Below are 21,224 nucleotides of genomic sequence, written 5' to 3'. Positions count from 1 at the left end.
CGAGGTTGACGATCTCGTCGCTGCGTTCGGCCAACACCAATGCCCTGCTGGTGCAACTTCGAAGCCAAAGCCGCTCACTGGAACAGATTTCGCACAACCTCTCGGCGCTGGCCCGGCAGCTCAAGGGGTTCATCAGCGAGAACCGCAACACGCTCAAGCCTGCGCTCGACAAACTCAACGGCGTGCTCACGATCGTGGACAACCGCAAAGCGAATGTGCAGAAGGCGATTACGGGGCTCGGAAAATACGCTTTGAGCCTGGGCGAATCGGTCTCATCCGGCCCCTTCTTCAAGGCATACTTGGCCAACCTGTTTCCCGGGCAGTTCGTGCAGCCCTTCATCGACGCGGCTTTCTCCGATCTCGGACTGGACCCCAATGTCCTTCTGCCGACCCAACGCGCCGATCCCCAGACCGGGCAGCCGGGCACTCCGCCGCTGCCGATCCCGTTCCCGCGGACCGGCCAGGGCGGCGACCCGCGCATGACCATCCCGGACGCCATCACCGGCAACCCGAACGATCATTCGTGCGGTCCGTCCGGTGTGCCGTTGCCCGGACCTGGCTGCTATCCCTATCGGGAGCCGCCCGCTGCGCCGCCACCCGGCGGCCCGCCGCCGGGCCCCCCTGCGCCGCCGGGTCCCGGTGAAGGACAGTCGAACCCGGCTCCGGCCGCGCCGACCCAGATTGAAGTTGGTGGACAGTGAGCGTAGGTAAGGCCAAGGTCGCCGTAGCCATCACTCTGGTCGCGGTGCTTGTCGGCGGAATCGTCACGCTGGCCCGCTCAGCCGGTGTTGGCCGCACCTACGTCACCGGATACTTCGCCAACAGCACCGGCCTCTACGGTGGCGACGACGTGGTTATTCTCGGCGTGCGCGTCGGCAAGGTCGACAAAATCGAGCCCCTGCCCGACGGTGTCAAGATCAGCTTCTGGTACGACGACAAGTACAAGGCGCCCGCCGACGCGAAGGCGGTAATCCTGTCGCCGTCACTGGTGACGCCGCGCTCCATTCAACTGACGCCCGCCTACAGCGGCGGTGCGGTGCTGGCCGATCATGCGGTGATTCCCCAGCAACGCACCGCTGTTCCGGTGGAATACGACGACTTTCGCCAGCAGCTCGAAAAGCTGACGCAAACCCTGCAGCCCACCCAACCGGGCGGAACCAGCACCCTCGGGGCGTTCATCAACACCGCCGCCGATAACCTGCGCGGTCAGGGCCCTGACATCCGCGACACGATTATCAAGCTGTCGCAGGCGATTTCCGCGCTAGGCGACCACAGCAACGACCTGTTCGGCACCATGAAGAACCTGTCGATTCTGGTCTCCGCGTTGCACGACAGCAGCGACCTGTTGGGACAGCTGAACCAGAATCTGGCCGCGACAACCGGCCTGCTGGCCGAAGACCCCAACCAGGTAGGCAACGCGGTTCACGACCTCGACGACGTCGCCGACGACGTCCGAAACTTTGTGGCCGACAACCGAGAAGCATTAGGCACGACCTCGGACAAGCTGGCCTCGGTCTCGGGGGCGCTGAACGAAAGCCTGGACGATATCAAACAACTTCTGCACGTCGCCCCGACAGCGTTCCAAAACTTCCTGAACATCTACCAACCCGCGCAGGGGACATTGACCGGCGCGCTGGCGCTCAACAACTTCGCCAACCCGATCCAATTCCTGTGCTCGGCAATCCAGGCGGCGTCGCGTCAGGGCAGCAAGCAGTCAGCCAAACTGTGTGTGCAGTATCTGGCGCCCATCATCAAAAACCGCCAGTACAACTTCCCGCCCCTGGGAGAAAATCTGTTCGTCGGCGCCTCGGCGCGCCCCAACGAAATCACCTACAGCGAGGACTGGCTGCGGCCGGATTACGTTCCACCGCGACCACCGGCACCGGCCAACTCGCCTGAGGCAGCTGATCCGGCCAACCCGCCGGCCCCGGCTGTCGCCCCACCGGTGCCCGAGGCGCCCGCCGCGCCGCCGGCTAGACAACCCGTTGATACCAATCCGGCCGATGGTCTACGAGGAATGATGACGCCACCCGGAGGTGGGCAGTGAGTCGATCACGTAATTGGCGGCGCGTCGCCACGGCGCTCGTGGCGACGCTGGCGCTGGCGGGGCTCCCGGGCTGCGGGTTTCGTGGCGCAAACTCGTTTACTCTCCCGGGAACCAAAGGCGCCGGCCCGGGCGCCTACACGATTCAGGCGCAGATGCCGGATGTCCAGAATTTGCAGCGGAATTCCCGTGTCCGGGTCAACGATGTCACGGTCGGAAATGTAACCAATATTGAGCTTCAGGGTTGGCACGCTCTCGTCACGATGACCATCGACGGCGATGTTGACCTGCCGGCCAACGCGAGCGCCACCATCGGGCAGACCAGCTTGCTCGGGTCAGTGCACGTCGAGCTGGCGCCCCCGACCGGTGTGCCTCCCCAGGGGAAGCTCAGAAACGGGTCACTCATTCGGCTGGCGTCGGCTACCAGTTATCCCTCGACGGAACGCACGCTGGCCGCGGTTTCGCTTTTGCTCAACGGCGGCGGTCTCGGCCAGCTCCAAGACATCACGAAGTCTTTGAGTACAGCGTTTACCGGTCGGGAGCAAGACTTGAGAAGCCTGCTCGGGCAGCTTGATAGGTTCGTCGGCTACCTCAACGATCAAAAGGCGGACATCATCGCCGCAACCGAGAGCCTCAACAATCTCGTCGGCCAATTCGCCGACCAAAAGCCGGTGATCGATAAGGCGCTCAGGACCGTCCCGGACGCGTTGGCCGTGCTGGCACACGAGCGGGACAACCTGGCGCAGGCACTGGGCGACATAGGAAAATTCGGCGCGCTTGCCGCTGACTCAGCGAACAAAACAAAAGAGAACCTGGTCAAGGAGCTCAAGGACCTCGGTCCGGTGCTGCAGTCGCTCGCGGATGCCGGCCCGGCGTTGACTCGCTCGATCGGCTTTTATGGAACCTTCCCGTGGCCTCGAGACACCATGAGCAAATGGCTGCGTGGCGACTACGCCAACTTGACCGCGGTGGTCGACCTGACCCTAAGTCGACTCGACGCGTCGTTTTTCACCGGAACACGCTTCGAGTGCAATCTGACCGAGCTGGAGCTGCAGTGGGGCCGCACCATCGGCCAGATGCCCAGCCCCTGCACCGGGGGCGGGCCGTACAACCCCGGCAACCCGCTGGTTGTTCCCTACCACTTCAATCAAGGGCCGTGACATCGTGCTGACGAGGCGGGTCAAGATCCAGCTGGTAGTTTTCGCGGCGCTCAGCCTGACCGCCGCCACCATCATGTTCTTCGCCTTCATGCAAGTGCCTACCGTGTACTTCGGAGTGGGCCGCTACACAGTGACTCTCCAGTTGCCCCAAGCGGGTGGTCTCTATGAGGGCGGCAACGTGACGTATCGGGGCGTCGAGATCGGTCGGGTGCAGGCCGTGCATCTGACCGACAGCGGCGCCGAGGCTGTGCTGCAATTGAATTCGGACGTCAACGTCCCTGCCGACCTCGGCGCCGAAGTGCACAGCGTGTCGGCCGTCGGTGAACAATATGTGGAGCTGCTGCCGCGCAGCGGGAAGGGGCCGTCGCTGAAAAACGGCGACACGATCCCGGCGAACCGCACCCACGTCCCGCCAGATATCAACTCCCTGCTGGGCGCAACGAATCGGGGCTTGACGGCGATCCCGCGTGACAACTTGAAAACGGTGGTCGACGAATCCTATGTCGCCGTCGGCGGGCTCGGCCCCGAACTGTCCCGGTTGGTGAGCGGGACGGCGAACCTGTCGATCGATGCCCGCAAGAATCTGGACGCGATCGTCGACTTGATCGACAAATCCAAGCCGGTTCTCGACAGCCAAACCGACTCGGCGGGCGCAATTCAGGCATGGGCCGCCCACCTGGCGACCATCACCTCTGAGCTGCGCGACAACGATTCTTCGGTGCGTGGCCTTCTCCAAAAAGGCAGTCCGGCGGCCGCTGAGGCCCAGGCGCTGTTCGATCGGCTCAACCCCACGCTGCCTATTGTCTTGGCTAATCTGGTCAGTATCGGGCAGGTGGGCGTCACCTACCGGGACAATCTGGAATCAATCCTGGTGGAGCTGCCCCAGGGCGCGGCTGACATCTTGGCCGTCGGGGTGGCCAACAAGAACACGAAGCAGGCTTACAACGGCGCCTTCCTGAGCTTCAACCTCAACCTCAACTGGCCTCCTCCCTGCACCACCGGATTCCTGCCGGCCCAGCAGCAGCGGGCGGCCAGCTACGAGGACTATCCGGATGCTCCGAAGGGAGACTTCTACTGCCGGGTGCCCCAAGACTCGATGCTCAATGTGCGTGGTGCCCACAACTATCCGTGCGAGACCCGTCCCGGCAAGCGCGCCCCGACGGTGAAGCTGTGCGAAAGCGACCAGACCTACGTCCCCCTCAATGACGGCTTCAACTGGAAGGGGGATCCGAACGCGACGTATACCGGTCAAGGCGTCCCACAGTTCGCTCCGGGTGAGGAGCCGCCCGGTCAGACACCGCCGCAATCGCCGCCGGGGCCGATGCCGCCGCCGATCGCCGCAGTTCAATACGACCCGGCCACCGGCATGTACATGGGCCCAGATGGGCGCATGTACACCCAGAGCGACCTCGCCAGCGGCAGCAGAAAGGAACAAACATGGCAAAGCATGCTGGTGCCACCCAAGAGGAACTGAGCACCACACAGTCGCCCACAACGGCCTCCGATTCGTCCGGGCGTGCCGACGAGAGCTCAGCGGCGGCAACCGTCTTCGAAGACGCGGCACAAAAGGCGCACAGCGACGAATTGGAGTCGCACAACCACTCTCGTGATGAGGGTGACGATGCTGACGGGGGTAGCGAAGGCGACGCACCGACCAAGACGCCCAGATCGCCGGTGCGTTTGGCGGTCATCCTGGTGTTGGTCACCGTGGTCGCTTTAGGGGCCCTGGCCGGTTGGTTCGGGTTTCAGGAACACAAGGCGTATCAGGCCCAGCAGCAGCGCGGGTTGCTGATTCGGGTTGCAAGGCAAGGCGCACTGAACCTGACCACCATCGACTGGCAGCATGCCGACGCCGATGTCAAGCGCATTCTCGACAGCGCGACCGGCGCCTTCTACGACGACTTCTCACATCGATCCCAGCCATTCATGGACGTCGTCAAGAAAGCGCAGTCGACGTCGGTGGGAACGGTCACCGAGGCGGGCCTGGAATCGCAGTCGGGGGACGAAGCTCAAGTGCTGGTTGCCGTATCGGTCAAGACTTCCAATCTCGGTGCGGCAGAACAGGATCCCAGACACTGGCGGATGCGTATCACCGTCCAGAAGGTCGGCAACGAGGCGAAGGTCTCCAATGTCGCATTCGTGCCATGACGGATGCGCGAAAGACGACCATGGCCACAAATCAGAAAAGGGAGCATCGCAGTGCCAGTTGAATCCGATCTCACCACAGAGCACGACGAAGCGGAGGTCGCTGACGAGACGACCGCGCAGGCCGATCGTGACATCAGCGGCGCTGAGGAGACCGGTGACGGTAAAGAGATCGAGAGCAAAGACCTTGCCGAATCACCGGAAACATCCGCTGAGGGCGATGATGCCGAGAATTCGGAAGGCCCTGAACCACCGGCACCTACGCGTCGAATCAAGTGGTCGCGTGTGGTGGCCTTCAGCGTTCTGCCCCTTTTGCCGTTGGTGATTGCAGGCGCCGCCGGCTACCTCAAGTGGCAAGACGCCTGGGTCCGCGGATCAGCAGTCGCTGGCATCGAGTCGGTCGCCGCCGCCAAGGATTCCACCGTAGCGATCCTGTCCTACCAGCCTGACAGCGTCGAGAAGGATCTGGGCGTCGCCCGCGACCGGCTAACTGGGAAATTCAAGGACTCCTACGCCCAGTTGATCCACGACGTGGTGATACCCGGTGCGAAGAAAGACCACATCGCGTCAATCGCGACCGTTCCCGCCGCCGCCTCGGTGTCGGCGAGCCCCAACCACGCGGTAGCCCTGGTGTTCGTCAATCAGAGCGTGACCGTCGGCAATGATGCCCCTACCGATACCGCGTCCGCTGTGCGAGTGACTCTCGACAAGAGCGACGGCCACTGGCTGATCTCCGCCTTCGATCCCATCTAAGTCAAAGGCTTATCACAGACGGCATTTCAACCGCTCAGCTGGGTGCCGGCGGCCCATTCTCCGATGAGGTCGTCCACGGTGGTTAACCGGCCAAGTACAGCAATAGTGTTGTCCAGAACCTGATCTCCGTATTCGGCCGGTGTACCCGCAACGGCGTCACGTGGGACCACGAGCTCGAAGCCGGCCTGAGTGATGTGTCCGGCCGAGATCGGGAGTGCGAGGTTCAACGAGACGCCGGTGAGAACGATCGTCCGCACGCCGAGGCCCCTGAGGACCGGCAACAGCTCGGAATCCATGGTGGGAAACAGGCCATGGTGGCGGGGTAGCACCAGGTCGGTCGGCGCGAACAGCCTTGGGAGTACTTTAGTTTCAGGGGAACCGGGCGCCCATGTCGCGGTGGCCGGTCCCAGCACCCGCCAAATCCGTGCGGTGCCCGGGTGACCGCCGCCCAGTGTGCCTTCATAGGTGGCATGGACGACCCTCACGCCGGAGATCCGCGCCGCGTCGAGGAGCCGGCAGAGCTTCGCGACGAGTCCCGCACTGTCCGCGGCGAGCTGCGGGAGTACCGATTCGGGCCCGAGCACACCGTTCTGGCACTCGACGCACACCACCGCGACGGTGTGGGATGTGTTCGAAGTGGCCACCCGTCAGTACCTCAGTAACAGCGAGCCGAGGCCGAAAGTGTTGGCCGGAAAGACGATCTCGGGCTCGCAGCCCGGGGCGACCTCGAATTCGGGCACCCGCTTCAGCCACTTCTCGACGATCAGGCTGAGCTCCATTCGCGCCAGATGAGAACCGAGACAGCGGTGTGGGCCACCACCGAATCCCCAGTGCGGATGAATCTTTCCGTCCATGACCACATGGTTGGCCGAGATCGCGTCACTGTCGTCGCGATTGATCGCCGCCAGGCACAAGCGCACGCCTGTGTCTGCCGGAAGCGTCACGTCGCCGATCGTCACTTCTCGGGTGGTCACTCGCGGCACGATGGGGGCGGGCGGCTCCAGTCTGACCATCTCCTCGACGAAAACTCTGATCTCCTCAGGGTTCTCCCGCAGTGTCCGCCGAAGCATGGGATCGCGCGCCAGCTCCAAAAGGGCGAAGCCCATCGCCGCGGTGACCGTGTCGAGGCCGGCGAGGACGAAGAGGAAGCTCAGCCCGATCGCTTCGGCGTCGTCGAGCGGGTCATCGCCGGTGAGCACCTGCGACAGCAGGTCGTTTCCCGGATTCTGGCGGCGCTCGTTGATAGCCTGCGAGACGTAGGTGACCAGTTCGAGTGCGGGGGCCAGGTCTGCGCCCTCCATCGACGGCAGCTCCGACAGCGCGATCACGTTGTCTTTCCACGCGATCAGGCGGTCGCGGTCCTTCAGCGGCAGGCCGAACAATGTGAGGAACACCTGCGACGGGTAGGGGATCGCGATATCGGCCATGACGTCGCATTCCTTCTTCGCTGCCGCCGCTTCGACGATGGAGATCGCCTGTTCCTGCAGCGACGGCAGCATGTCCTTGAGCGTGTGCGGACTGAAGAACGGCTGCAGGATCTTTCGGAATCGGGTGTGCTCGGGCGGGTCGAATGAGATGGGGACCAGCGGCAGCGGGCTGCCAAGCACGTCGAACGCCTTCTTCGACGAGAACGTGCTCGGATCGCGCAGCGCCGTGAGGACATCCTCGCGTCGGGTCAGGTAGTACCACCCGTCCATGTACACCACGGGTCCGGCGTCGCGCACCGTCTGCCAGCCGATTCCGCGGTCGGCGCCCATCGGCAGTTTCGCCCAGTCGAGTTCGGCCGCGCCTGCGACTGTTCGTTCCCGCTGGTTGGTGCTCAAGGTCGTCCCCCGTCCTCAGAATGCCGATCGGTGCAGTCCACCGTCGCCGACTTGCCACGAATTCCGTAGTCCACGGACGGCGTCCCCTAGCGGCGGACGTCCATGCCGGCATCGACCTTGAGTAGGCTTCCGGTGAACGACCGACCCAGATCGGATATCAGGAACACAATGGCGTTGCTGACGTCTCTGGGCTCGATCATCGGCAAGTCAGGGAGCGCTGTCTGCATCGAATTCGCCAGGTGCGGATACGCTTCGATGACCTTGAACAGCGCGGGGTTCTCCGTCACCATCGGCGTGACGCAGTTGGTCGGGGCGACGGCGTTGACCCGGATCCGGTCGGCTGCGAGCAAATTCGCATACGCGCGCACGAGGCCGGTGATTGCCAGCTTTGCCATGGTGTAGGCGTCGGAGCCGCCTCGACCGTCGGTCATGTCCAGTAACGCCGCCATCGAGCTGGTGGCGACGAGGTTGCCCCCCTCGCCTCTTTCCTTCATGTGGGGGATAGCGACCTGGAAGGTGTTCCACACACCGATTTGCATGATGTCGATTCCGACCCGCAGCGCCTCGGAGGCGTCCACCTCATCGAGATTGGTGAGAATGACGCCTGCGTTGGCGATCACCGTGTCGATGTGGCCGAATTTTTCGACGCCCGTGTCGAAGGCCGTCTGCAGCGCGGCTTTGTCGCGCACGTCGGCCTGCGCGAAAAGCATTTGCTGGCCCGTCTTTTCGACGAGGCGGGCCGTTTCTTCCAGGTCCTCGAGGGTGCCGAGCTTGTAGGGCACCACGTCGAGGTCGTGGCAGATGTCCACACCGACGATGTTCGCGCCTTCCTCGGCGCACATGACGGCATGTGACCGTCCCTGTCCGCGGGCCGCACCCGTGATGAAGACGACCCGACCGTCGAGCAAGCCCATGAGGCGCTCCCTTCGTTACCCGCTATTAACCCGAATGTGCCGCAGTGTTCGAGCACGGTGTGAGCCGCGCCACGAATGGATGCTACGCGCCGGGCGGCGAAACATACAACTATTTTGACAATTCATCGGATGAGCGCAGCCGGGAAGTGCCGGCCCCGCGAGAAGTCAACGCGGAGTGAAGCGTTGTGCGCCGTCAAGGCGCATCACCTCACCGTTGACGTACCCGTTGGTCAGCAGGAAGACCGCTGCGTCGGCGAACTCTGCAGGAGCCCCGAGGCGTTTGGGGAATGGCACGTTCGCGGCGAACTTCGCGATCGCCTCTTCTCCGACCGACTCCATGATCGGCGTCTTCATCGTCCCGGGTGCGATCGTGTTCACCCGAATGGCGGCGGAGCTGAGGTCGCGCGCGGCGGCGATCGTCAGTCCGATCACGCCGGCTTTCGCCGCAGCGTAGGCGGTTTGACCGATCTGACCTTCGTAACCGGCGATGGACGCCGTGAGCACCAGCGCGCCTCGCTCGCCGTCGGCCTGCGGCTCCGCGGCCGCGACGGAGGCGGCGACGAGCCGGGCGACGTTGTAGGTCCCGTTGAGATAGAGATCGATGGTTTTGGTGAAGCCGGCGAAATCGGCCGGGCTGCCGTCGCGTTGCACGATGCGTTGTGCGACACCGAATCCACCGTGTGCGACGACGGCATACCGCAGCTGACCGAGTTGGTTGGCCTGTTCGATCGCCCCGGAGACCGAGTCTTCGCTTGTCACGTCCGTGCTGACGAAGGCGGCGCGGCTGCCCAACTCGTCAGCGAGTGCCTTGCCCTTGTCGGCGGCCAGGTCGGCGATCACCACGCCGAGGCCTTCGGCGTGCAATCGCCGCACCGTTGCCTCCCCGAGGCCGCCCGCGCCCCCGCTCACGATCGCGGACGCACCGTTGAATTTCTCGACTGTCACTGGTTCTCCTTCTGAGTTGATTGCACCGGTCACAAATTGCCGATTACCAGGTCCCACGGATCGGCGGCGCTCAGGGCCATCCGTCCGAGCCGACGTGCGTGGCCGGCCGTGGTGCCGCAGTCGCTGCTCCAGCTCTGCGCTCGCAGTGTCACGGACGACAACGGATGTTCGGCGGTGACGCCGATCGCGCCGTGAAGCTGGTGGGCGATGGTCGTGACCGGTGTGACCGCCCGTCCGATAGCCACCCGTGCGACCGCAACCGCGAACTCGGTTTCGCGGCAACGGAACCCATATTCGGCGGCAGCCGCGACGGCCAGCGTGGCGGCGGCTCGAGCGCGTTCGATCTCGCCGGCCATCGCGGCAAGAGCATGCTGGACGGACTGAAACTTGCTCAGCGGCCGGCCGAATTGGATTCGTTCCCTCGTGTGCGTCACCGACATCGCTGCGGCGGCATCGAGCGCCCCGACGACCTGTACGCAGCGGCACCATGAGACGCGCAGCGACAACTCGTCGGCTACGGCCGGTTCGACGACGGCGAGCTCGTCGGCGGCCACGTCGAAGGTCAATCGATCGCGTGGCTCGCCGGCCAGGTTGTGGCCCTCCTCCAGTTGGGCGCGGTCGATGTCGACGACGCCCACGCGCGCCTCGTTGGGGCCTCGCGCGAGCAGGATCACGGCCGCGCATGCGCGCGTCCACGGAACGTCAGTTGCCGTCCCGCGGATGCGGCCCCCAGAAGCGTCCGTGTCAGCGATCGCGACGGTGAGTGGTCCTTCCGGCAGTTCGACGCCCGCCAGGTTTCCGAGCCAGCCTGCCAGAGCGTCGGTTTCGGCCAACGGGACCGCGCCCGCGTACCGGGCGATGCCGGAGAGCGCAATGGCAAGCTCAGGCGGCCCCGCGCCCAGATCCGCAGTGCTCGTCAACCGGGCCAGCCCCGTGTCCTCGAGGTTGCGCCACAACTCCGCGTCGAATTGCTCGGGGATTCTGCGCTGGCCGATCCGGGCATCGAACGATCGTCGGCCGATATCGTCGACCAGCTGCCGCAGCTCGGCATGTTCGTCATCGGCGGTGTCTGTGGCGAACACGCCCTTCGAAAACGCCGTCACCGCAGCCCCATTCCACGTGCGACAACACCGCGCAACACCTCGTTGGTGCCACCGCGCAAGGTGAACAGGGGCTTGTGCAGCGCCGCGGTGGCCGCCAGCGCGGCCAGCTCCGGTGTCGGTGTCACCTGGTCGAGCACGTCGCTGATCACGTCGATCGAGTCCTGCTCGAACCGGGTGCCGAGATCCTTGACCAGCGCCGCCTGGTTCGCCGCGTCCTTGTTCTCACTGAGCATGCGTGCCACCCAAACCGACAGCTGTCGCAACGAGATCAGCCGTCCCACAAGGTCGCCGACGATGCCGGCGGTGGTGTCATCGGTGTCGCCAGAGCTGCTCAACAGCCGGATCGCCGCCATGATCAGCGGTGCGGTCGACAGGATCCTTTCGGGCCCGCTGCGCTCGAAGGACAGTTCGGCGGTCACCTGGTGCCATCCCTGGCCGACCTCGCCCAGCACGTCGCCGTCCGGCACGAAGACCTCCTCGAAGGCGACTTCGTTGAAATGATGGTCGCCGTTCATCAGCAGGATCGGTTCGATCCGCACGCCTTCGGCGTCGCAGGGAACCAGGAACTGACTGAAGCCGTCGTGCCGTCGTTGCGGGTCCGGTGGACTCGTCCTGGCGAGCACCACAACCTGATGGGCGTGGTGAGCCCCACTCGTCCAGACCTTGGTACCGGTGAGCAGCCAGCCGTCGTCGGTCCTGGTCGCCTTGGTCTGTACGGCCGCGAGGTCGGAGCCGGCGCCGTGTTCGCTCATGCCGATGGAGGAGTAGAAAGTTCCGGCGGCGATGCGTGGCAGCAGCCGCTGGCGCTGCTCCTCGCTGCCGTAGGCCAACAAGCCAGGAACGACCTGTCGGTCGGCGACCCAGTGTGCGGCGATCGGGGCACCCGCGGCCAGCAATTCCTCGGTCACCACGTAGCGGTGCAGGTGGGTCAACCCTCGCCCGCCGTACTCCTCGGGGATGATCAGCCCGACAAGACCGGCCGCGCCGAGGCGCGCACTGAATCCCTCGTCCCACTGTCCGAGCCAGGAGTCGACGTCGGGCACCCAGCCGTGTTCCGCCCGGTCAGCCTGCAGGAACTCCCGCACCGAGGCACGGAGCTTGGCGAGCTCGGGTTCGTTGGCGCGCAGCGCGTCGAATTGGCTCACGGTTCAACCTAAACCGTCGGCAGCGGCGTGGAAGGCAGATAAAAGTTGGGCGCCAGGTCATCCTCGCGGGCGGCGAGTCGATAGCCGCCGAAGTCGTCCATACCTTCCTCGCGCAGCACCTCCTCGTCGGTGTAGAAGCGGCCAGTGCAATCGGCGGGCCGGGTGATCAGGGCGTGCAGCGCGTCGGCCATGATGCGGGGGTCTCGGGCTTGCGCCCGCACGCCGTCGCCCATCGCGACGATCATCCCCGTGCTGGCCACCGTGACCGCGGGCCACAGCGAGTTCACCGCGATGGGTACCGACGCGAATTCCGCGGCCCAGCCCAGCGTCAACAGGCTTTCGGCGTACTTGCCGACCGTATGGCCGACGTGCGCGCCAATCCAGCGTGGGTCCAGATTCACCGGAGGCGAGACGTTCACGATGTGGGCGTTGTCGGACAGCCGCAGGTATGGCAGCGCCGCCTGCACTACCGCGAAGGGCCCTTCGACATTGACCTCCAGCAGACGGCGGAAATTCTTGGCAGGCAGCTTCGAGGTGGGCCGCAGATCCAGTGCGCCCGCGTTGTTGACCACGGCGTCGATCCCGCCGAACGCCTCTGCCACCTTCGCCACGGCCGTTGCCACCGCTTCCGGATCACGGACGTCGCATACCACCTGTAATGGCCGGCCGCCGGCCTCGCGAACCGCGTCCGCCGACTCGCCGAGCGTGCCGGGCAGCTTGGCGTTCGGGGCGTCGGTCTTCGCCAGTAGAGCAACGGCGGCGCCGTCGGCAGCCGCCCGCACCGCCATTGCGCGGCCGATGCCACGGCTGGCACCGGTCACCACCAGAACGCGGTCCTTCAGCGTGCGAGAACCCGATCTGTCCACCGTCTTGAGCTCCTCTCGCCCGGCGGGCGCGGACATGTAGCGTTGAATGCTATAACTATATATCTCATTCGATGGACGACCGCGGCGGCCCCGTCGCACAGGAGCGAGGCACCATGACCCACGTCATCTCGATCGGCACCTACGCGCCGCCGTGGTGTAAGGGCGACCGTCGGGTCAAGGGACCCGACGAGGACGCGCTCACCATTGCTGTGGCGGCCGGCCGGGCGACCGACCCTGATGCTGTTGCCCGTCGCGTGGTCCTGGTCTCCCGCGACTTTCCGCTTATCGAAGGCGGCAACGGCGCGGTCCTGCTGGCCGCGCTGTCACTGCCGGCTGATACGCCGATCGCGGAGGTGCTCGGCGGCGCGCCCGCTGTCCTGGACCAGATCGTGACGGCGTCGCCCGGCACGCTGGTGATTGCGGCCGACGACAACGGCGCGGCGGTGGGCGCGGCTGCCGTGTTGACCGGCGACGGCGAACCCACGTTGACCGCGGTCGGACGCCAGACGAGGAGCCTGCCACTGGTGGCGCGCGGTGACGATGGCAGGCGTCATTCCTACGCCGACCCGCGCCTGCAGCGTGAGATCGGAATCCGGGGCACCATGAGCCGGCTCGGGCTGACCGGCAACCCCGTCGTGGCGGCTGTGGCGGGCGTTCCGGCCGCGCAACTCGGTCGTGAAGTCGACGCGAAGGCGGCCGTGGAGGACCCTGGGGTGTCGGCCGCCGCGGTCATCAGGGTGCTCGCCGAGGCGATCGGCAGCGGCACATCCGGCCTGGTGTTCGCGGCGGAACAGTCGACGATGAGCGTGGCGGAACTAACCGGCGCGCCCGGACCGCGGATTGTCCGCGATGAGGTGCCCGCTCGCGAGCTTCCCGCCAGTCGGATCGCCGAGGGGGTGGGCATTCCCATCTCCCTGCCGGCATACAGCCGTGCATTCGAGCCGAAGATCCGTTGGGAAGCGGCCATATTCGACGAACGGCCCGGCGTCGATTCCGCCCCGCAGTTCCCGCCCCGCGTCCGCGTCGACAACTCCGGTGTCCTCGCCGCCGAATGCCGGCTGGAGCCGTTGCCGCGAACGGGCACCGTCTACACCCACACGACCATCCGGATCCCGGTACCGGATCTCCCCAGCCCATACTCGTTGGCCGTCGTGCAACTCGACGACAGCCCGGTTCGGGTGCTGATGAAGGTGACCGGGGTTGCCGCGGGGGAGACGACGATCGGGCAGTCCGGTGCGGTGGTTTTGCGACGAATCGCCATCCGCGCCGGCATACCCGACTACGGCTACGCGTTCTGGCCCGGCCGTAGCAAGGAAGGAATTCTGGCATGAGGAACGTCGCCATCGTAGGTGCGGGCATGACCCCGTTCGCCGAACATTTCGAACTCGGCATCAAGGACCTGGTGCCGATGGCCTACGCCGAGGCCGTCGGCAATGTCGACAAGGGCATCGAGAAGTCCGAGATCGAGGCGGCGTGGTTCGGCGAGCTCTCGACCACTGACGGCTTCCCGTCGGGCATCCTCGCCGATACCCTGGACCTCACCGACATACCCGTTACTCGCGTCGAGAATGCCTGTGCCACAGGCAATGACGCGATCCGCAACGGGACCATGGCCATCGCGTCGGGTTTCTACGACGTGGTCCTGGTGGTGGGGGCGGACAAGGTGCGCGAGACCGCTTCCAACACCACCTTCTGGGACTGGGCGGCGATGACCCGCGACAACGCCTGGGATTACCCACTCGGTCTGGTGGCTCCTGCGAACTTCGCGCTACACGTCACCCGGTATCTGCACGAGTCGCCGGCGACCAAGGAACACATGGCCATGGTCGCGGTGAAGAACCACTTCCATGCGCTGAAAAACCCCAAAGCCCAACTGCGCTATGAGATCAGTGTCGAGAAGGCGCTCGCTGCACCCATCGTGGTGGAACCCTTCGGCCTCTACGACTGCACACCGCAGAGCGACGGGGCGGCGGCGGTTATCTTGGCTGCCGAGGACGTAGTCGATCGCTACACGGATCGCCCGGTGTGGGTGCGCGGGGTGGGCATCGGTATGGATCGGGTGATGCATCAGCACAAGCAGGACATGACCACCTTTCCGCCGACCGTGCGGGCGGCGAAGTCGGCTATGCGGATGGCGGGGGTGACGCCGAGTGACATCGACGTGGCCGAGGTGCACGATTGCTTCACCGGGGTGGAACTGATCAGCTATGAGGACCTCGGCTTCGCCAGTAGGTTCGAGGCATACAAACTGGTCGAGGCGCGCGAGAATTACGTGGGCGGCTCGATACCGATCAATCCCAGCGGCGGCTTGAAGGCCAAGGGACACCCGCCGGGCGCCACCGGCGTCGCGCAGTGCTACGAGCTATTCAATCAGCTCCGCGGCCAGGCGGAGAATCAGGTCGACGGCGCTCGTTTTGCCTTGGCGCACAACATCGGCGGTCCAACCGCGGTCTCCGCGGTGACCATCCTTTCAAACAAGAAAGGCTGACGGGAAATCACATGACGGCTTCCGACATCGCCACCCTCGCCGGCTACGAGCAGTTCGCCCCATGGCTGCTGGTGGAAAAGCGCGGCAACGTTCACGTCGTGAGCATCAACCGGCCGGAGGCGCTCAACGCCGTCACCGAGGAGGTGCACCACGCATTCGCCACCATCTGGAAGGCGCTCGACGCCGACGTCGACGTCAAGGCCGTCGTGACCACCGGTGTCGGCAAGGCGTTCTCGGCAGGCGGGGATATGGTGATGTTCGGCCGCCTCATCGAAGACGAAGTGGCGCGCGCGTTCCAGATCCACGAGGCCCGCACCGTCTTCCTCGAGGTGATCAACTTCCCGAAGCCCCTGGTGTCCGCGGTCAACGGACCGGCGGTGGGGCTGGGCTGTTCGATCGCCCTGTTGTCCGACCTGCTGGTGATGGGGGAGACCAGCTACTTGGCCGACCCGCACGTCGCCGTTGGGCTCACTGCCGGGGACGGCGGCGCAGCCATGCTGCCCCTGCTGATCGGCATGATGAAAGCCAAGGAGTATGTGCTGCTTGGTGATCGGATCACCGCGTCGATCGCGGAGAAGCTGAATCTGGTCACCAAGGTCGTCCCCGACGACGCGGTGCTCGAGGAGGCGCTGGTACTCGGCGAGCGGTTCGCCGCATTGCCGCCCCAGGCTCTGCGGTCATCGAAGGTGGCGCTGAACATGCACCTTGCCCGGGCTGCTCAAGGCGTCCTGGAGTACGCGCTCGCCGAGGAGCTGACGTCGTTCTCGACGCCGGAGTTCAAGGAGCGAGTCGCCGCGTTCCGTGCCCGGTCCAAGAAGTAGCCGCTAGCTAGCGGTAGGCGGTGACGCGGGCAGTCAGCGCGGGCTTGCCGTCGTCCCCGATTGCACGTGCGTCGGCGACCGCGGTGCTGCGTCCGATGCGCAGCGGCGCCGCTACGTAGCGAGACCGGTCGCCGGCGTAGAACGGACGCAGGAAATTCACCCGGACCGACGCGGTTCGCATCGGCGCACCGCCGGTGTTCACCGCCGCAGACGCGGCCAATTCGAGTCCCGCCGAGGCGACTCCGCCGTTGATGACGCCGACGGCGTTGTTGAGGAACGGGTCTACGTGCTGGCGCAGGACGCGTACGGCGTCGGTAGGCGGCAGGGGCTCCACGGCCATGAGTTCTGCCAGGGAGGTGTTGTGACGCTTGGCGACGGTCTCGGTGGGCTCGCTCAGGTCGAGCGCGTCGGGCGCGACGTAATACGACCGCACGGTACCCCCGCCGATGACGACGCCATCGCACGTCAGGGTGCACACGGAAAGCGCTGTCCCGCTGTCGCGAGCGCCCAGCGGTCGACCTGAGGCGACGACTGGGGAAGCGCCGTTCGCGGTCGCCCGCTCGCTTCCCTCGGGGCTCAGCTCGATGGCCAATTCGGTGGACACCGTCCACTCGGCGTCGCGACACCGGAAGTGGTTGGACATTCCGCTGACCGCATCGATGAGCACGCCGAGTGGGCCGACCGTCGGCAGATTGGTGAAGGGGTTGCGCATGCCCGCGAGCGGCATCGACATCTCCACGACGGCGGATTCCTGATCCGCGATCAATACCTCGATCCCGAATCGCCGAAGCAGATGGATTGGCGTCTCGATGTCGTGGCCGGCCTCCCGGCTCACATCTGTCATTCGAGAAGGTCGACGACGGTGGACAATTCGGAGCCCGACAGCACGAATTCCTCCGCCTTCTGTAGGTGCTTTTTCCACAGCTCGCCGGCCTTCTCGGCCTCCCCCGCCTTGATCAGATCCAGCACCATGCGATGTGTCTTCGCGGACCGACGGACCGCCTGCTCTGCGCGAGCACCTTCGGTGGGCTGCAGCGAGCGATTTGCCTTCTCGACGATGTGATGCAGCATGTCGCTGACGATCTGCAAGGTCTTATTGCCCGACAGCCGTGCGATGGCGGCGTGGAAGTCCGTCAGTTGGACCACGGCGTCGCTGCCCGGTTTCAGCTGCTCCTCGGCTTCGACGATCTGCTCCAACTCCGCGATCGCTTTTGCGTTGCGCTCTTTGGCCAGCTGCACAACCATCGGCGTCTCGAGAGCCATTCGCGCGTCATAGACATCTTTGAGTGTCACGCCCTCGTACTCGAGAATCACTCCGGCATAACGGGCAAGCGTCTCGCGTCGCGGTCGGGTGACCCGGGCGCCGCCGCGGACGCCACGCTGCACGACAATGAGCGATTCCGATTCGAGAACGCGGAATGCCTCGCGCAGCGTCGGCCGCGACACGCCGAACCGCTCCATGAGTTCTGACTCCGGGGGGAGCATCGTCCCTTCGGCGATCTCGCCGCGGATGAACATCCTGCGCAGGACGGTGGCCACGCGATCGGCCATCTTCGGCTCGCGAAGGCTGGTGAGCTCCATATCGACCCTCCACCGTAGTCGTAATCAACTAACTGTTTGTAGGTTAGCCGAACGGCCCTGCGTAAATCGCTAACGCACCCACTCAGTGAGCAAGCTCATCGTCAAAAGCCCATCGCGCGGCCCATGAGATCCTTCATGATCTCGGTGGTGCCCGCATAAAGTCGCTGGACCCGAGAATCGCGCCACAGTCGAGCCACCTCGTACTCGTTGATGTAGCCGTAGCCGCCGTGCAGCTGCAGGCACCGGTCGAGGATCTCCCACTGCACCTCGGAGGTCCACCATTTCAGGCCCGCCGCGTCGGCGTCGGAGAGGGTGCCCTCGTTGACCGCAAGCACGCACTGGTCGAGATACGTCTGTGCGGCATCGAGTTTCACCTGCATCTCGGCGATGAAGTGCCGGTTGACTTGGAACGTACCGATCGGCTGGCCGAAGGCGGTGCGCTCCAGTGCATAAGCCTTGGTGAGGTCGAGCGCTCGCCGCGCTGCGGGTAACGCATAGCAGGCCACACCGACTCGCTCGAAGGGCAGGTTGGACACCAGGTGATAGAAGCCGCGATTCAGTTCCCCGACGAGGTTCTCCTTCGGCACTCTGACGTTGTCGAAGAACAGCTCTGCGGTGTCAGCGGAGAACTGCCCGATCTTGTCGAGTTTGCGACCTCGGGTGAAACCCTCCATACCGTCTTCGATCATCAGCAGGCTGATGCCTTTGCGCCCCGCCGCCGGATCGGTCTTCACCGCTGCGAGCACGAGCTTCGACAGCAGCCCGTTGCTGATGAACGTCTTCTGCCCGTTGACTACCCAGTGATCGCCCTCGTCGCGGGCGGTGGTCTTGATGCCGGCCAGATCTGACCCCGCCGCCGGCTCGGACATCGCAATCGAACCGATGTACTCCCCGGAGATGAACTTCGGCAGCCAACGCGCCTTCTGTTCGTCGGTGGTCAAGCTGTTGAGATAAGGCATCAGGATGTCGTTTTGGACGCCAAGGCCGATGCCGACGGAGCCGGTCATGAACATCTCCTCGGAGATGATCTGGTTGAACCGGAAGTCCTTGACACCGAGCCCGCCGTACTTCTCGTCGAACTCCCAACCGATCAGACCGTGCTCGCCCGCGGCCAGCCACGCCTCACGGCTGACCTTGCCGTCGCGTTCCCACTTCTCCACGTTGGGAACGCACTCTCGCTCGAAGAACTCCCGCGCGGTGGCGCGGAAGTCGTCGTGTACCTCGTCGAAAATATTGCGGCGCATGATTCCTCAGTCCAGCTTGATGATCGCGGGAAGGGCGCGTCCGGGCGCAAAGGTGTCGAACAGGCGGTCGCCCAGCAGCGACTCCAGCTGCGAGTAGGAGCCGCACAGCGCATCGATCTGAAAGCCTCGCTTCACATATCGATGGAGGTCGTGTTCGGCGGTCAACCCGACCGCCCCGCACACCTGCAAGACGGCATCGGCGACGCCGCGGTGTGCCCGACCCGCTGCAACCTTCGCGGCTTGAGCCGACAACACCCCGCCGTAGCGCCACGAGTCCTCGAGAAGTGCCCGCGCGCCCTCCACTTTGGCCGCGGCAGCCGCCAGGGCATGGCGGGGGGACTGCAACGAGCCGATCGGCGAACCGAACTGGACGCGGACGCTGACGTGTTCGACGGCGATGTGCAGCGCCTGGTCCGCCAACGCCACAAGCTCGGTGGCCAGTGAGCGATGCGCCGCCGCGATCGCCCGGCCCCACTCGGTCGACGCCTCGATGAGGTGGCCGTCGGCGGCTCCCTCGACGCGACTCCAGATCACACTTGCGTCGAACGTGTCGAGTCGTTCGCTCCGCAGCTGGTCTGCGTCGACGAGGGTGACGGAGACCGTTCCCATCGCGCCGGAGACCGGAACCAGGACGCGACCGCGCGGGAGGCCGAGCAGGATGCCTTTGACGTGGCCCTCGGTCGAACTGGGCGTGGAGCCGTGGGACAGGGCGGGCAGCACGACGGCGTCGACCGGCGAATCCACCAACGACGCCAGTTCGGCCAGCATGACCCGGTCCAGCGCGTCCGTCAGCGCCAGGGTCCGCCCCTGCGCCCGGAACAACATCGCACACGCGTCCACCGGGTATTCGGATTCAATGTCCGACCAGCCGAGCTCGGCCAGCAGCGGACCGATGGCGACATGGTCCTGCTTGGCCGCGACTTCCTCGAACAGGCGGAACACCGCCTCTTCGATCATCGGCCACGATTCGTCGGTCGGACTTGCCCCTCGCGTGCGCATGGTCATGATGCGCGCCTTTCCTTCGGCAACCCGAGAATGTGGTCAGCGATGATTCCGCGCTGAACCTCGGCGGTTCCGCCCATGATCGTGGCGGCCCGCGAGTACCACCACTCCGCGCGAGCGGTGTCGAGCTGGGCAGGGTCGCCCCCGCTGCCGACCATCATGTGGTCTCGCGCGACGTCGAGGATCAGGTCGTTGACCGCGCGCTCGGCCTCGCTGCAGAGCAGCTTGTCGATGCTGCTTTCGGGGCCCACGGACTCGCCGGCGGCCAGCTTGCGCACGGTGGTGGCGGCACGGGCCTGCGCCGTGATCACGTCGACGTAGACGCGCGCGAACCGGTCTCGTTCGGTCGAACCCATTCCGCGCGTCACCATGTACTCGCGCAGCCGTCCCAAGTCCATGAGCACCTTGTTCAGCGCCGCATAGCCGTACATGCCGCGCTCGTACTGCATCAGGAACATCGTCACGGCCCAGCCGCCGGCGACCTCGCCGACCAGCCGTTCCGGTGGCACCCGGACGTCGTCGAAGAACACCTCGGCGAGTTCGCGCCGCCCGCTGGCCAACGCGATCGGCCGCACCGTCACGCCGGGTGCGTCCGTGTCGATCAGCATCATCGTCAGGCCGCGGTGCCTGCTCTCTGGCGACCCGGTGCGGACGAGCACGCAGAGCCGCTTGGCCGTGCCGCCTTGAGAAGTCCAGATTTTTTGGCCGTTGACGACAAATCCACCCGCGCCGTCATCGGTCGCCCGGGTGCGCAGGGAGGCCAGGTCGCTGCCGGACTCCGGCTCGGAGAAGCCCTGGCCCCACCATTCGGTGCCGTCGAGGTAGCGGGGAAGGTACTCACCGGCCAGGTGCGGGGCGAACTTCAGGATCGCCGGGCCCATCACCTCTAAGGTCCACGCCTGTGCCGGGATGGGGAGCATCGCGTTCGCGAGCTCCTCGTAGAGGACGGCACGGTGAATCTCGTTGCCTCCCAAGCCGCCGGCCGCCTCGGGCCAGCCGTAGCGGTTCCAGCCGTCGGCGTGCAACCGCGCCATTACCGCCGCATCGTGCTCGAGCCCGTCCTCGGCGGTCGTGCACGCGGCGGCGCGCCATTCGTCGGCACAGTCGAGGTTGCGCAGATACTGGCGTAGATCCTGGCGGAAGATCGCGACCTGCGACGCGTAGTCGTCAAGCACTGCGCACCCCTTGTT

At 65.3% G+C, this 21,224-nt stretch carries 20 protein-coding genes and 1 pseudogene; 9 read left to right on the top strand and 12 right to left on the bottom strand.

Going from position 1 to position 21,224, the window contains the following annotated elements; all coding sequences use genetic code 11:
- From A5706_RS25280 to A5706_RS25255, 6 genes and pseudogenes are all read left to right on the top strand, one after another.
- A pseudogene (locus A5706_RS25280) lies at positions 1 to 701 on the top strand (mammalian cell entry protein); the annotation flags it as partial.
- The gene (locus A5706_RS25275; RefSeq protein WP_068137011.1) at positions 698 to 2,047 is read left to right on the top strand and encodes a virulence factor Mce family protein; all 1,350 of its coding nucleotides are present in this window, start codon (positions 698 to 700) and stop codon (positions 2,045 to 2,047) included. The pseudogene A5706_RS25280 and the gene A5706_RS25275, both read left to right, overlap by 4 nt.
- The gene (locus tag A5706_RS25270) at positions 2,044 to 3,204 is read left to right on the top strand and encodes an MCE family protein (RefSeq protein WP_068137006.1); all 1,161 of its coding nucleotides are present in this window, start codon (positions 2,044 to 2,046) and stop codon (positions 3,202 to 3,204) included. Before A5706_RS25275 ends, A5706_RS25270 begins: the two co-directional genes overlap by 4 nt.
- Before the next feature lies 1 nt (position 3,205).
- Positions 3,206 to 4,678 carry an MCE family protein gene (locus tag A5706_RS25265; RefSeq protein WP_068137070.1) on the top strand — a complete coding sequence of 491 codons (1,473 nt, stop codon included), beginning with the start codon at positions 3,206 to 3,208 and terminating at the stop codon, positions 4,676 to 4,678.
- Positions 4,642 to 5,352: a hypothetical protein gene (locus tag A5706_RS25260; protein WP_068137003.1), complete on the top strand. Its 711-nt coding sequence runs from the start codon at positions 4,642 to 4,644 to the stop codon at positions 5,350 to 5,352. The genes A5706_RS25265 and A5706_RS25260 overlap by 37 nt, the downstream gene beginning before the upstream one ends.
- Before the next feature lie 51 nt (positions 5,353 to 5,403).
- Positions 5,404 to 6,102: a hypothetical protein gene (locus A5706_RS25255; protein WP_068137000.1), complete on the top strand. Its 699-nt coding sequence runs from the start codon at positions 5,404 to 5,406 to the stop codon at positions 6,100 to 6,102.
- A gap of 26 nt (positions 6,103 to 6,128) precedes the next feature.
- On the opposite strand, the gene A5706_RS25250 is transcribed toward A5706_RS25255, so the two are convergent.
- The 7 genes from A5706_RS25250 to A5706_RS25220 form a co-directional block, all read right to left on the bottom strand.
- A complete protein-coding gene (locus A5706_RS25250; RefSeq protein WP_068136996.1) occupies positions 6,129 to 6,746 on the bottom strand; it encodes an isochorismatase family protein in 618 nt (205 codons plus the stop codon).
- A gap of 3 nt (positions 6,747 to 6,749) precedes the next feature.
- Positions 6,750 to 7,859 (bottom strand): cytochrome P450, encoded by a 1,110-nt coding sequence (locus A5706_RS25245; protein ID WP_156767321.1) that lies wholly within the window; start codon positions 7,857 to 7,859, stop codon positions 6,750 to 6,752.
- 152 nt (positions 7,860 to 8,011) lie between these two features.
- Positions 8,012 to 8,839: a mycofactocin-coupled SDR family oxidoreductase gene (locus tag A5706_RS25240; RefSeq protein ID WP_068136989.1), complete on the bottom strand. Its 828-nt coding sequence runs from the start codon at positions 8,837 to 8,839 to the stop codon at positions 8,012 to 8,014.
- Positions 8,840 to 9,004: 165 nt separating this feature from the next.
- Positions 9,005 to 9,784: an SDR family oxidoreductase gene (locus A5706_RS25235; RefSeq protein ID WP_068136986.1), complete on the bottom strand. Its 780-nt coding sequence runs from the start codon at positions 9,782 to 9,784 to the stop codon at positions 9,005 to 9,007.
- A 29-nt stretch (positions 9,785 to 9,813) separates the two neighbouring features.
- Positions 9,814 to 10,887, bottom strand: a complete 1,074-nt coding sequence (locus tag A5706_RS25230; protein WP_068136982.1) for an acyl-CoA dehydrogenase family protein — start codon at positions 10,885 to 10,887, stop codon at positions 9,814 to 9,816.
- On the bottom strand, positions 10,884 to 12,032 hold the full coding sequence (locus tag A5706_RS25225; RefSeq protein WP_068136979.1) for an acyl-CoA dehydrogenase family protein: 1,149 nt from the start codon (positions 12,030 to 12,032) through the stop codon (positions 10,884 to 10,886). The genes A5706_RS25230 and A5706_RS25225 overlap by 4 nt, the downstream gene beginning before the upstream one ends.
- Before the next feature lie 8 nt (positions 12,033 to 12,040).
- On the bottom strand, positions 12,041 to 12,934 hold the full coding sequence (locus tag A5706_RS25220) for an SDR family oxidoreductase (RefSeq protein WP_068136976.1): 894 nt from the start codon (positions 12,932 to 12,934) through the stop codon (positions 12,041 to 12,043).
- A gap of 77 nt (positions 12,935 to 13,011) precedes the next feature.
- On the opposite strand from A5706_RS25220, the gene A5706_RS25215 reads away from it, so the two are divergent.
- From A5706_RS25215 to A5706_RS25205, 3 genes are read left to right on the top strand one after another with little or no spacing between them, the layout of a single operon-like run.
- On the top strand, positions 13,012 to 14,229 hold the full coding sequence (locus A5706_RS25215; protein WP_068137068.1) for a Zn-ribbon domain-containing OB-fold protein: 1,218 nt from the start codon (positions 13,012 to 13,014) through the stop codon (positions 14,227 to 14,229).
- Positions 14,226 to 15,386 (top strand): beta-ketoacyl synthase N-terminal-like domain-containing protein, encoded by a 1,161-nt coding sequence (locus A5706_RS25210; protein WP_068136973.1) that lies wholly within the window; start codon positions 14,226 to 14,228, stop codon positions 15,384 to 15,386. Before A5706_RS25215 ends, A5706_RS25210 begins: the two co-directional genes overlap by 4 nt.
- A gap of 11 nt (positions 15,387 to 15,397) precedes the next feature.
- Positions 15,398 to 16,207 (top strand): enoyl-CoA hydratase/isomerase family protein, encoded by an 810-nt coding sequence (locus tag A5706_RS25205; protein WP_068136969.1) that lies wholly within the window; start codon positions 15,398 to 15,400, stop codon positions 16,205 to 16,207.
- Between the two features lie 7 nt (positions 16,208 to 16,214).
- Here the strand turns inward: A5706_RS25205 and A5706_RS25200 are convergent, their stop codons facing one another.
- The 5 genes from A5706_RS25200 to A5706_RS25180 all read right to left on the bottom strand — a co-directional run bounded on the left by A5706_RS25200 (position 16,215) and on the right by A5706_RS25180 (position 21,209).
- Positions 16,215 to 17,051 (bottom strand): PaaI family thioesterase, encoded by an 837-nt coding sequence (locus A5706_RS25200; protein ID WP_068136965.1) that lies wholly within the window; start codon positions 17,049 to 17,051, stop codon positions 16,215 to 16,217.
- Entirely contained in the window at positions 17,048 to 17,788 is a 741-nt protein-coding gene (locus A5706_RS25195) for a FadR/GntR family transcriptional regulator (RefSeq protein ID WP_068136962.1), read from the bottom strand. The genes A5706_RS25200 and A5706_RS25195 overlap by 4 nt, the downstream gene beginning before the upstream one ends.
- Before the next feature lie 101 nt (positions 17,789 to 17,889).
- On the bottom strand, positions 17,890 to 19,032 hold the full coding sequence (locus A5706_RS25190) for an acyl-CoA dehydrogenase family protein (protein WP_068136958.1): 1,143 nt from the start codon (positions 19,030 to 19,032) through the stop codon (positions 17,890 to 17,892).
- 6 nt (positions 19,033 to 19,038) lie between these two features.
- Entirely contained in the window at positions 19,039 to 20,037 is a 999-nt protein-coding gene (locus A5706_RS25185) for an acyl-CoA dehydrogenase family protein (RefSeq protein ID WP_082964607.1), read from the bottom strand.
- Positions 20,034 to 21,209 (bottom strand): acyl-CoA dehydrogenase family protein, encoded by a 1,176-nt coding sequence (locus A5706_RS25180; protein ID WP_068136955.1) that lies wholly within the window; start codon positions 21,207 to 21,209, stop codon positions 20,034 to 20,036. Before A5706_RS25180 ends, A5706_RS25185 begins: the two co-directional genes overlap by 4 nt.
- Positions 21,210 to 21,224 lie beyond the last annotated feature (15 nt).

It is taken from the genome of Mycobacterium sp. E796 (assembly GCF_001672815.1).
GTDB lineage: Bacteria > Actinomycetota > Actinomycetes > Mycobacteriales > Mycobacteriaceae > Mycobacterium.
Note: the sequence above shows the minus strand (reverse complement) of the source record. Positions and strands in the feature narration are given on the sequence as shown.

Bases quoted from the DNA above. Each gene is read 5' to 3' on its own strand.
- A5706_RS25220 (WP_068136976.1), bottom strand. From the start codon at position 12,934: ATGTCCGCGCCCGCCGGGCGAGAGGAGCTCAAGACGGTGGACAGATCG.
- A5706_RS25205 (WP_068136969.1), top strand. From the start codon at position 15,398: ATGACGGCTTCCGACATCGCCACCCTCGCCGGCTACGAGCAGTTCGCC.
- A5706_RS25195 (WP_068136962.1), bottom strand. From the start codon at position 17,788: ATGGAGCTCACCAGCCTTCGCGAGCCGAAGATGGCCGATCGCGTGGCC.
- A5706_RS25190 (WP_068136958.1), bottom strand. From the start codon at position 19,032: ATGCGCCGCAATATTTTCGACGAGGTACACGACGACTTCCGCGCCACC.
- A5706_RS25210 (WP_068136973.1), top strand. From the start codon at position 14,226: ATGAGGAACGTCGCCATCGTAGGTGCGGGCATGACCCCGTTCGCCGAA.
- A5706_RS25240 (WP_068136989.1), bottom strand. From the start codon at position 8,839: ATGGGCTTGCTCGACGGTCGGGTCGTCTTCATCACGGGTGCGGCCCGC.
- A5706_RS25200 (WP_068136965.1), bottom strand. From the start codon at position 17,051: ATGACAGATGTGAGCCGGGAGGCCGGCCACGACATCGAGACGCCAATC.
- A5706_RS25215 (WP_068137068.1), top strand. From the start codon at position 13,012: ATGACCCACGTCATCTCGATCGGCACCTACGCGCCGCCGTGGTGTAAG.
- A5706_RS25245 (WP_156767321.1), bottom strand. From the start codon at position 7,859: ATGGGCGCCGACCGCGGAATCGGCTGGCAGACGGTGCGCGACGCCGGA.
- A5706_RS25185 (WP_082964607.1), bottom strand. From the start codon at position 20,037: ATGACCATGCGCACGCGAGGGGCAAGTCCGACCGACGAATCGTGGCCG.
- A5706_RS25260 (WP_068137003.1), top strand. From the start codon at position 4,642: ATGGCAAAGCATGCTGGTGCCACCCAAGAGGAACTGAGCACCACACAG.